We start from the raw sequence: 8,605 nt of genomic DNA, 5'->3' as shown, positions 1-8,605 counted from the left end.
GGAGTAAGGAGTAAGGAGTAAGGAGTAATATCAAATCCGGTTGAATACAAGAGTGTATTGTTGGGGGAGATGGTCCGATTGTCCGATTTAATAATGAACATATACTATATAACCGGATTCTATATAACCCCTCCCAGGAGGGGAAGACAGGAGGAATGGGGTAGGGACGTTGCATGCAACGTCCCTACAGAAGGCAGGAGTCAGAATTTAATTCGTGATTTTTCTTCCTCAGTCAACCCTTTCATCCTCACATGCATTTTGATGAAGCAGCTCACGCACCAGGTATTTCTGACGAGAAAAAAGGCGCTGAACCTTTAGGAGTCAATACTTTTAGATTTAATCAGCACGCCCTAAATAGTTAGGTGAATATTATAACCAGGTTTAACATTTTAACAGGGAAAAAGATTCAATTTAGTTATTACTTACTATAACTTTTTTGCTCAATTTATAAATTTTCCTTGGTTCAAATCTAAGTGGGATGAACAGTAAATTCAATATTCTGCAAACTTTAAAATAGGTAATATCAAATCCGGTTGAATACTTATTATATAGTTGGGGATGGGGAGTGTGGAGAGTTTGAATTAATTATAGAATTATCAACATATATCATATAACCCGATTCTATATAATTACTTTATTAGTTTACCAAAAATGACAGCAGTTGTGGAGTTAGTGAGGTACAAAGTTTGATCAGTTTAGTAATAGGAAAGAGAGATTAGTCTAGAACTGTACTTCACTATTTGTCTTAAGTATTGTAAGTTAGCTATTAAAACTGAAATTTATGGATCAACCTCGGGTAGTTTACTATAACTTCGTTAATTTTGAAGTATGTGATAAGTTTTATTAAATTTAGTTGCACCTGTAGGATACTCTAACGCAAGATCAAAATAGTTTTTTCAATAAAAATCTATTTTAGATTGGTTATATAAATATGAATATTTTTCTTCCTTTGGCTCCTCGTTACCGTCTAGACGATCGCTCTCCTTGGCTAAAAGGAATTGATCCTAGCAGGAATTATTGGATTCACATTAATGGAGAAAAAACACTAACAGGGGTGATTCCTGGTCTAATAGTTTCTTCATTAGAAGAGTTTAAACAAAATATTCTCAAATTTCAAGCCCTAGAATCAGGGGCACATATGAAAATAGAGAGAGCTGTAGAAAGCTGCTATATATACTGCATTAGTCAAAACTGCTATGCGGTTGAATGTTATTTCAATGGTATATTAGTATGCCATATATTTGACAAAGAAACTTTAGAGAGCTTATTAATTACAAGTCATCCTGACTGGAAATGTCCTTCTAAAGATGTGGAACTAGGACGAGAAATTTTAGATCGTTCCTTACAAGTATCGACTATAGCTTGACATACTCCCGACGTTGCCCTTTTAAGGGCATCGCGGGATTCTTCTTGATACTCAATTGATTCAAAATCTAGAAATTTATGGTACTGAGTATCAACAGGGTGAATTAGCAGGATATGAATTGAGAGAATATTTGTTAGAAGTTAGGGGGTCGAACTTGCGCTTCCACAAGTGGCAAAACTAATACACCAGGCTAAAATAGAAGATATTCACCCCAAGTCGAAAGGAGGCTCAGACAGAGTACCTAACTTAACTGTTGCCTGTAGTAAATGCAACCAACTTAAGAGTAACCAAGATGTCAAAGAATTCTTATCTGGTTTCCCAGAATTATTAAAGCAAATACTTACCCCTTGCCAGATTACCTTTAAAAGATGCACTACTCGGTTAATTCTACTGGATGGAAATTGTTCAAGACTTTAAAGACTAATGAGTTGAGGGTAATTACATAAGCGCGGGGGAGAAACAAAATTTAACCGCTAGAGAAGGCAGAAGTTACCTTCATCGCACTGCATAGACGCGGCTTGATAAGGTGAAGTGAATCAGTTAGATTTTAAGACAACTCAAGCTTTAGCTGCTATTTGCAAAGGGCAAGGAGGTAGACAAAAAGCAGCGGTAAATAAATATGGCTACCCCATCAGGTATAACCCACTCAAACCAATCAAAGGTTGGAATAGTGGAGACGAACGCATTGAATATGGACACTGGAGTTGTAGGTAGAGTTAATCCTCACTCACGCATCAAATAGTTTTAATTTCACAGTCCCTGGACAGAAAGCAAAAAGTGTTAAAGTCAAGCAAATTAAAAGTTGTACATCAAAAAGAGGGTTATACCTATACATTTTGTCCACAGTTGTCCATAAATGTCGAGGAAAATGCCGTCTAAAACTTAACAGATCGATGAAATCCCCTATTAGCAGTAGTCAAATCAAACAAAAAACCCTAGAAATGGGATTTCACAAGGTTGGGATAGCTTCAGCTAATGAATTTGGCTCAGAAATAAATAGATTACAAAGGTGGTTAAATAAAGGTTATCAGGCAGATTTAGAATGGATGGCTAATCCTAAACGTCAAGATTTGAAGGGAGTTATGCCAGAGGTAGAGTCTGTTATTTGTCTGGCACTCAACTATTACACGCCACATCAACATTCTGAAAATAGTGAGATTGGCAAAATTTCTCGCTATGGCTGGGGTAGAGATTATCATAAAGTTATCCACAAAAAGTTAAAAAGTCTTGCCAAATGGCTGCAAGAGCAAGACAAGAATATTTTAACTCGCTATTATGTAGATACTGGCCCTATTATGGAAAAAGCATTGGCGGAGCAAGCTGGATTGGGTTGGATAGCAAAAAATGGTAATCTGATTACTAGGGAATATGGTTCATGGGTATTTTTGGGGGAAGTGCTGACGAACTTAGAGTTGACAAGCGATCGCCCCCATACTGAACATTGTGGTAGTTGTACTCGTTGTCTGGAAGCTTGTCCGACTAATGCAATTGTAGAACCTTTTGTTGTTGATGCCAATCTTTGTATTGCTTATCATACAATTGAAAATAGAAATCCAGAACTCCCTGCACATATTAAGTCAAATTTAAAAGGGTGGGTTGCAGGTTGTGATATTTGCCAAGATGTTTGTCCTTGGAATCAAAGATTTGCTCAAGAGACAAATATTGATGAGTTTCAACCCTACCCTGATAATTTAACACCTCAGTTAACAGAACTAGGAGAGATATCAGAAGAAGATTGGAATAGGCAGTTTCCCGCATCTGCATTGCGACGAATTAAGCCAAAAATGCTGCAACGAAATGCTCGTGCTAATCTTGAATAATAGGACTATTGTAATGAATAATGAATAATGAACAATGCATAATGGAAAAAAATTTTAGAGCTGATTTATACAGTAAATATTAAGGCGCTGAATCACTTACTAAATTTAGCTTTGAGGATTTTTGTCAAGTAAAGTTATAATTGCTAACAGCCAGGTAATATAAGACTTTTGCTGAAGTTTACAAATCAGCTCTTAATTATTAATTGTTAATTATTAATTATTAATTATTAAATCCTACTCCCTATTTGATAATGATAAAAATAGTTATTTTTGATTTTGATGGTACATTAGCAGATACTTTCGATCTGATTTTTGCGATCGCAAATCGTCTATCAGTTGAATTTGGATATAAACAAGCTAATAAAGAAGAAATCCCAGAAATTGAAAAGTTAAATCCGCTAGAATTGATTAATCAGTCAGGAATATCTATTTTTAAAGTACCTTTTTTGCTGAAAAGAATTAGAGCTGAATTTAAAAAAGAAATTAATGATGTAGGATTATTTTCTGGGATTAAAGAAGCTTTGTTAGCTCTGAAACTTCAAGGCTATAAAATAGGAATAATTACTTCTAATGGTCAAGAAAATGTAGAATATGTTTTGCAAAAATATGATTTGTTGATTTTTGATTTTATGGATTCAGGTACAACACTTTTTGGCAAGCATAGAGTCATCAAAAAATATTTAAAATCAGAGAACATTCAGCCAGAAGAAATGGTTTATGTTGGAGATGAAACTAGGGATATTAATGCTGCTAAAAAAGCTAAAATTAAGGCAATAGCTGTGACTTGGGGTTTTAATTCTAGAGAAGCTTTATCTGAATATCAGCCAGATGCTTTGGTTGATCAACCACAAGAATTAATTGAAGTAATTAATAACTTTTGAAGCTAACATAATATGGATACACATACCAATGGGGGAGTGCTTTGTGGAGAAGGTGTTAAGGGCTGTAGAATCGAGAAATCCCATATTGAAACCTTACGGTCTCCGGCGCTCCTTGTTTATCACTCGAGCAATTCAGAGTTGCGATTTCTCCAGCTTATGAGTGAATCTTCAATTTTGCTTGCTAAACCAAAAGGAAAACCCGGTTCTCGATATAAATTACTGGGAATTTTACCTTTGATTTCTTCATGGAACTCGGGGAGCTCGCTCCAATGGCGACCGCATTGCAAATGGTGAGCTGTATGGTAGCCCAAATTACAAGTTAATAAGTTGTACCAGCGATTGGTAATGTTATAGGTTGCTTTATAGGGGTCTTGTTCGTCCAAACCTGCATGATGATAGTAAGTCTCACGAATAGTCATAAAAAATAATATAATCATTGGTATTATAAAAATGACTAAAGTTCTGAGCCAATTTATCCAAGCCAGCAAACCTAGGACTAAAGCTGTGACGGCCATATTTTGAATGAGCTTATTACGAGACTTGGAGTGACGTTTACCAACTGCCAGTGCAAGAGGGTAGGCCAGAATTCCCACCTTGAAAGTATATTCCCAATGGGACATTAATCTCCCACTTTTTGTCTTCCAAGCCGATTCATCCTTAGATTGATCTAAGTAGTTAAGGTGGTGTCCTAGGGTATGGTGCAGCACCCAAGCTTCTCCCACAATGCCTGTATTTAACCCCATGATTAATTCAATCAGACGGTTAGCCCAAGAAACTTTAAAAAATAAATAGTGTTGATGATTATGGTTCCAACAGCAGATAAAACCTTTGACATATAGACTGACTGTTGCCCAAACAATAGGAATGACAATTGAAGGGCTAAATAAAAAAACGACTAAATCAATTCCAAAAACAAAGATAATGATTGCAATCGGATAGTAATCAACTTTTTTTCTGACAAGCATTTTATACCATTAAGATAAGTGGACGGAGGTTTCCAGTATTGGTAATTTCTGATTGAGGGAAAAAGCAATAAATTCTCTATTGCCTATTTTCTCTTCATCATTTTCTATTAACGCACTTTTCTGCGCAAAGCTTCAACCCTGATTCCGCATTTCAATTTGCAACATCAAAAGTAGTATGAAGATTGGTGACTTGCTAAGTATTTATAGCAGGGAACAGGGAACAGGGAACAGGGAACAGGGAACAGGGAAGAATAATTGATAATTTCTGGATAAGAATTGATTTTATTTTTTATTTTTGGAGGTGTCTACTATGTAAATTATCTTTATTGACCTTTCTGATTCGTCAAATTCTGAGGATATATTAAGCATAAATATTTACTTAGTTGTTGATTTACTAAGTTAGCACTATGATTTCTTCCTGAATTCTGACTCCTTACCCCTGACTCCTTTTTTGTGCTACATTTTGAAGTGCGGAATGTAGGTTGAACATTAATCGGTTTAATCGGGAATATTCGCAACAAGTTCCAGAAAATTCTGACTTTCAAAGGCAAATTCTTTAATAATTGGACAATTGCTGGAGCGTCGCTGTTATAGACTTGCTTGATTTTACAGCGCTTTTCAGTTGAGTAGACCACAAAACTGTTGTAGGAGTAAGGAGTAAGGAGTTAGGAGTTAGGAGTAATGAGTTAAAGGCTAGTTTCATATTAATACAAATCTTCCATAAAAACCCCCGATCATTACAACTGTGGTCAAGAGAGCATGAAAACTGCTATAAGGGCGCGGACATTTCTAAATCCTCTTTGCGCAGCATGACCTAGGAAAAGTCTTTAAAAGTCTGCTTTTCCCTTTTCCCAGTTAAGTGTTCACGCTTCGCCTAGGGTTATACTTGTGACGATCTGCTTCATTGATTTGAAAAGCGCTGTAAAATATTCAGGACTTACGCAATTGAAAAATTCAACCCACTAGAACTTATTAAAAAGTTAGGTTTAACTAGGTTGATTAATAATTAACAAATTTTCTCGAACAAAATAAGCAGGATAAAAAACAAAATGACAGATTTCTGGAACCAAGTTTTAAACTTTGCAGAAACAACTACATTCAGAGTAGGGAATAAACTGTTAAAAGACTTTGGAAATGTCAAAGCAGATGAAAAAGCTGATGGTAGTTTAGTTACTAAATCTGATAAATGGGCAGATCGGGAAATTAGAGAAGCGATCGCTTCTACTTTTCCCACCCACGGAATTTTAACAGAAGAAAGTCAACAGATATTTCCTAGTAATGAATGGTGTTGGATTATCGATCCTTTAGATGGAACAACAAATTTTGCTAAAGGTGTGCCAATTTGGGGAATTTGTATGGGATTATTGTATCGAGGTACTCCTATATTTGGTTATGTAAGTTTGCCACCATTACATCAATCTTATTATGGTTTTTACGCTCAAGAAAATCAAACTTATTTCACTAATCCTCCAATCCCTAGAGCATTTTTAAATCATCGACAAATTCAGCCAATTAAAGACAGAATTAGTGGTAATCATTTATTTAATCTTTGCACTCGAAGTACAAGAATTATACCGCAACTTTCAACAAAAATTAGAATGATAGGAATGGCAAGTTATAACTTTTTACTTGTAGCTTCTGGCGCATCTGTTGGTGGGGTTGAAGCTACACCTAGAATTTGGGATATTGCTGCGTCTTGGGTAATTGCAAAAGCGGCAGGAGCAATTTGGATACCATTAGGATCAGGAGATATTTTTCCTTTAAAAATAGGCAAAGATTATTTGAGTCATCCCTTTCCTACTTTGGTTGTGGGAAATGAAGAATTAGTTCCCCATTTTTTGTCTATAGTTGAACCTTTAAGAAAATAATGTAAACAGTAAAATTATATTCTATCTCTAACCAATTCTTTAAATTTATTCCCTCAACTCTTGATATATCAGAATCATTATAAACCAGAGTTAAATTATGAGTTATTGCTGTTGCTGCAATGAGTATATCAGCATCTTGAATAGGTCTTCCTTTCCTTCTTAAATCTATGTGAATTTCCGTTGCTTTCTCAATAATTTATAAATTGTCTAAGAATAAAATTGTAACTTTTTGACAGAATCTGTTAAAAGTAGATAGTTTTCGAGTAGCATTCACATATAATAATCCTCTTTTGACTTCATAAAAGCTAATGCAGCTAATATAAATATTCTGTTTTCTAATATCTACCTCAATTAGTTTATCTATAATTTTTTGATTCTGATTTACAACTGCTGAAACTATATTAGTATCTAATAAATAATTCACTTTTCCCATCTCCCTTCTACTGCAGCATTAAACATTTCTTTTTCTTCTGGGGTAAAATCATCAAGTATTGTCGATAATAACTCTGTTGACATAACTCTCTCAACCCTTTCTTTTAGTTGTTCATCATTGAGAGGTAGAAGAATTTGAGGTGACACTCTATCTAATAATTTCGAGAAAGTCTCGATAAGTTCATCTCGATCTAATTCTTCTTGATAAAGACTATCATTGTCCATGACTTGGTGAATCATTTCTGAAATTATTTTAAGAACTGTATCCTTTTCTGTAGAAGCTAGAGTCATAATCTCCTCCTATAATTTTTTAATTATGGTTTACAACTGGTGAAACTATACTAATATTTAGTATATCACTTACCTTAATATATTTCTTCTACTTCAAAATTGCAGTAACTAAATTTGTATCTAGTAGATAACTTACCCTTTTTATTTCCCTTCTACTACTGTATTAAACATTTCTATTTGCTCTGGGGTAAAATGGAGAAATGTTAAAGAAGAAATTATAACTAACACACTTATGTTATTTAATTTTTGATGATACAGTTCTTGAGCATTGAACATAGTAATAAAATTGAGTTAGTCGGGCGACAGTGAGCGTGGTAATGAGCATAAAGTAGTTTGTGGCATAGGGATAGTAAATTGTATATATTTCAATCCAAAAATCGAACGATTTTGGCTCATAGATTATCGAATTTATGACCCAGATAGTGATCAAAAAATTTGAGGAAAGATCATGTAGAAGAAATGATTTTATGTGTGGCAAATCATAAAAAATTACCGAAACAATTAAACAATTAAATAATTAGATAATTCAGGTTAAAAGTCTCCCCTTTCCAGGGGAAAAAGCGGTCGTTAGCGGAGCTTCCCGAAGGGTGGGATGCGGAGGTTTCCTCCGCATATCCAATCGACCAAGAGAGCGGTTGTTAACGCAGTTTCCTGAAGGGTGGGATGGCGTTTAGCTAGCGTGGAGCATTCCCTATATATATGAAAGTTTTGCGCTAGCTAAACGCCATATCCAATCAACCAAGAGAAATAAATTTTTTCCTTTTAGTCAATCCTCTCCCTTTTTTTGCTCTGCTTTATAAACATCTTTCTCTTTTCATAAAACTTGACAACATAGACAAGTTATGTTTAATTCTTGAATCGGGTTTTTCAGGAGAAAAGAGTATTTTTCAATACACTTTTTTATGAATGTAGACAGAATTCTTCCTCCCCCTCCCCATCCTCCCCCTCCCCATCCTCCCCCTCCTCCCCCTCCTCCCCATCC

General features: G+C 35.1%; 13 protein-coding genes. 7 read left to right on the top strand and 6 right to left on the bottom strand.

Annotated elements, in window-relative coordinates:
• The first annotated feature begins 931 nt into the window (after positions 1–931).
• The 6 genes from F6K40_RS36645 (at position 932) to F6K40_RS36620 (ending at position 4,067) form a co-directional block, all read left to right on the top strand.
• Positions 932–1,366, top strand: a complete 435-nt coding sequence (locus tag F6K40_RS36645) for a hypothetical protein (protein ID WP_293144035.1) — start codon at positions 932–934, stop codon at positions 1,364–1,366.
• A 55-nt stretch (positions 1,367–1,421) separates the two neighbouring features.
• Complete coding sequence (locus F6K40_RS36640) at positions 1,422–1,547, top strand: hypothetical protein (RefSeq protein WP_293144033.1); 126 nt, start codon at positions 1,422–1,424, stop codon at positions 1,545–1,547.
• Positions 1,535–1,783 carry an HNH endonuclease gene (locus tag F6K40_RS36635; RefSeq protein WP_293144031.1) on the top strand — a complete coding sequence of 83 codons (249 nt, stop codon included), beginning with the start codon at positions 1,535–1,537 and terminating at the stop codon, positions 1,781–1,783. The genes F6K40_RS36640 and F6K40_RS36635 overlap by 13 nt, the downstream gene beginning before the upstream one ends.
• Positions 1,784–1,897: 114 nt before the next feature.
• Positions 1,898–2,080 carry a hypothetical protein gene (locus tag F6K40_RS36630; protein WP_293144029.1) on the top strand — a complete coding sequence of 61 codons (183 nt, stop codon included), beginning with the start codon at positions 1,898–1,900 and terminating at the stop codon, positions 2,078–2,080.
• 179 nt (positions 2,081–2,259) lie between these two features.
• Entirely contained in the window at positions 2,260–3,186 is a 927-nt protein-coding gene (queG, locus tag F6K40_RS36625; protein ID WP_293144027.1) for a tRNA epoxyqueuosine(34) reductase QueG, read from the top strand.
• 251 nt (positions 3,187–3,437) lie between these two features.
• A complete protein-coding gene (locus F6K40_RS36620; protein WP_293144025.1) occupies positions 3,438–4,067 on the top strand; it encodes an HAD-IA family hydrolase in 630 nt (209 codons plus the stop codon).
• Positions 4,068–4,186: 119 nt separating this feature from the next.
• Here the strand turns inward: F6K40_RS36620 and F6K40_RS36615 are convergent, their stop codons facing one another.
• Both F6K40_RS36615 and F6K40_RS36610 read right to left on the bottom strand, forming a co-directional pair.
• Complete coding sequence (locus F6K40_RS36615) at positions 4,187–5,032, bottom strand: fatty acid desaturase (protein ID WP_293144023.1); 846 nt, start codon at positions 5,030–5,032, stop codon at positions 4,187–4,189.
• 323 nt (positions 5,033–5,355) lie between these two features.
• A complete protein-coding gene (locus tag F6K40_RS36610; protein ID WP_293144021.1) occupies positions 5,356–5,667 on the bottom strand; it encodes a hypothetical protein in 312 nt (103 codons plus the stop codon).
• A 414-nt stretch (positions 5,668–6,081) separates the two neighbouring features.
• Between F6K40_RS36610 and F6K40_RS36605 the strand changes: the two genes are divergently transcribed.
• Positions 6,082–6,900, top strand: coding sequence for an inositol monophosphatase family protein (locus F6K40_RS36605; protein ID WP_293144019.1), 819 nt, complete (start codon positions 6,082–6,084; stop codon positions 6,898–6,900).
• Here the strand turns inward: F6K40_RS36605 and F6K40_RS41205 are convergent.
• The 4 genes from F6K40_RS41205 to F6K40_RS36590 all read right to left on the bottom strand — a co-directional run bounded on the left by F6K40_RS41205 (position 6,875) and on the right by F6K40_RS36590 (position 7,899).
• Positions 6,875–7,075, bottom strand: coding sequence for a PIN domain-containing protein (locus F6K40_RS41205; RefSeq protein WP_365674048.1), 201 nt, complete (start codon positions 7,073–7,075; stop codon positions 6,875–6,877). The genes F6K40_RS36605 and F6K40_RS41205 overlap by 26 nt on opposite strands.
• A gap of 21 nt (positions 7,076–7,096) precedes the next feature.
• Complete coding sequence (locus F6K40_RS36600) at positions 7,097–7,324, bottom strand: PIN domain-containing protein (protein ID WP_293144016.1); 228 nt, start codon at positions 7,322–7,324, stop codon at positions 7,097–7,099.
• Complete coding sequence (locus F6K40_RS36595) at positions 7,321–7,623, bottom strand: hypothetical protein (protein WP_293144014.1); 303 nt, start codon at positions 7,621–7,623, stop codon at positions 7,321–7,323. Before F6K40_RS36595 ends, F6K40_RS36600 begins: the two co-directional genes overlap by 4 nt.
• Before the next feature lie 141 nt (positions 7,624–7,764).
• Positions 7,765–7,899 carry a hypothetical protein gene (locus F6K40_RS36590; protein ID WP_293144011.1) on the bottom strand — a complete coding sequence of 45 codons (135 nt, stop codon included), beginning with the start codon at positions 7,897–7,899 and terminating at the stop codon, positions 7,765–7,767.
• Positions 7,900–8,605 lie beyond the last annotated feature (706 nt).

Origin of the sequence: Okeania sp. SIO3I5 (assembly GCF_010672085.1) — a bacterium.
Lineage (GTDB): Bacteria > Cyanobacteriota > Cyanobacteriia > Cyanobacteriales > Microcoleaceae > Trichodesmium.
Note: the sequence above shows the minus strand (reverse complement) of the source record. Positions and strands in the feature narration are given on the sequence as shown.

Excerpts from the sequence above, each read along its gene's own strand:
- F6K40_RS36605 (WP_293144019.1), top strand. The coding sequence starts at position 6,082 with ATGACAGATTTCTGGAACCAAGTTTTAAACTTTGCAGAAACAACTACA.
- F6K40_RS36590 (WP_293144011.1), bottom strand. The coding sequence starts at position 7,899 with ATGTTCAATGCTCAAGAACTGTATCATCAAAAATTAAATAACATAAGT.
- F6K40_RS36615 (WP_293144023.1), bottom strand. The coding sequence starts at position 5,032 with ATGCTTGTCAGAAAAAAAGTTGATTACTATCCGATTGCAATCATTATC.
- queG (WP_293144027.1), top strand. The coding sequence starts at position 2,260 with ATGAAATCCCCTATTAGCAGTAGTCAAATCAAACAAAAAACCCTAGAA.
- F6K40_RS36620 (WP_293144025.1), top strand. The coding sequence starts at position 3,438 with ATGATAAAAATAGTTATTTTTGATTTTGATGGTACATTAGCAGATACT.
- F6K40_RS36595 (WP_293144014.1), bottom strand. The coding sequence starts at position 7,623 with ATGACTCTAGCTTCTACAGAAAAGGATACAGTTCTTAAAATAATTTCA.
- F6K40_RS36645 (WP_293144035.1), top strand. The coding sequence starts at position 932 with ATGAATATTTTTCTTCCTTTGGCTCCTCGTTACCGTCTAGACGATCGC.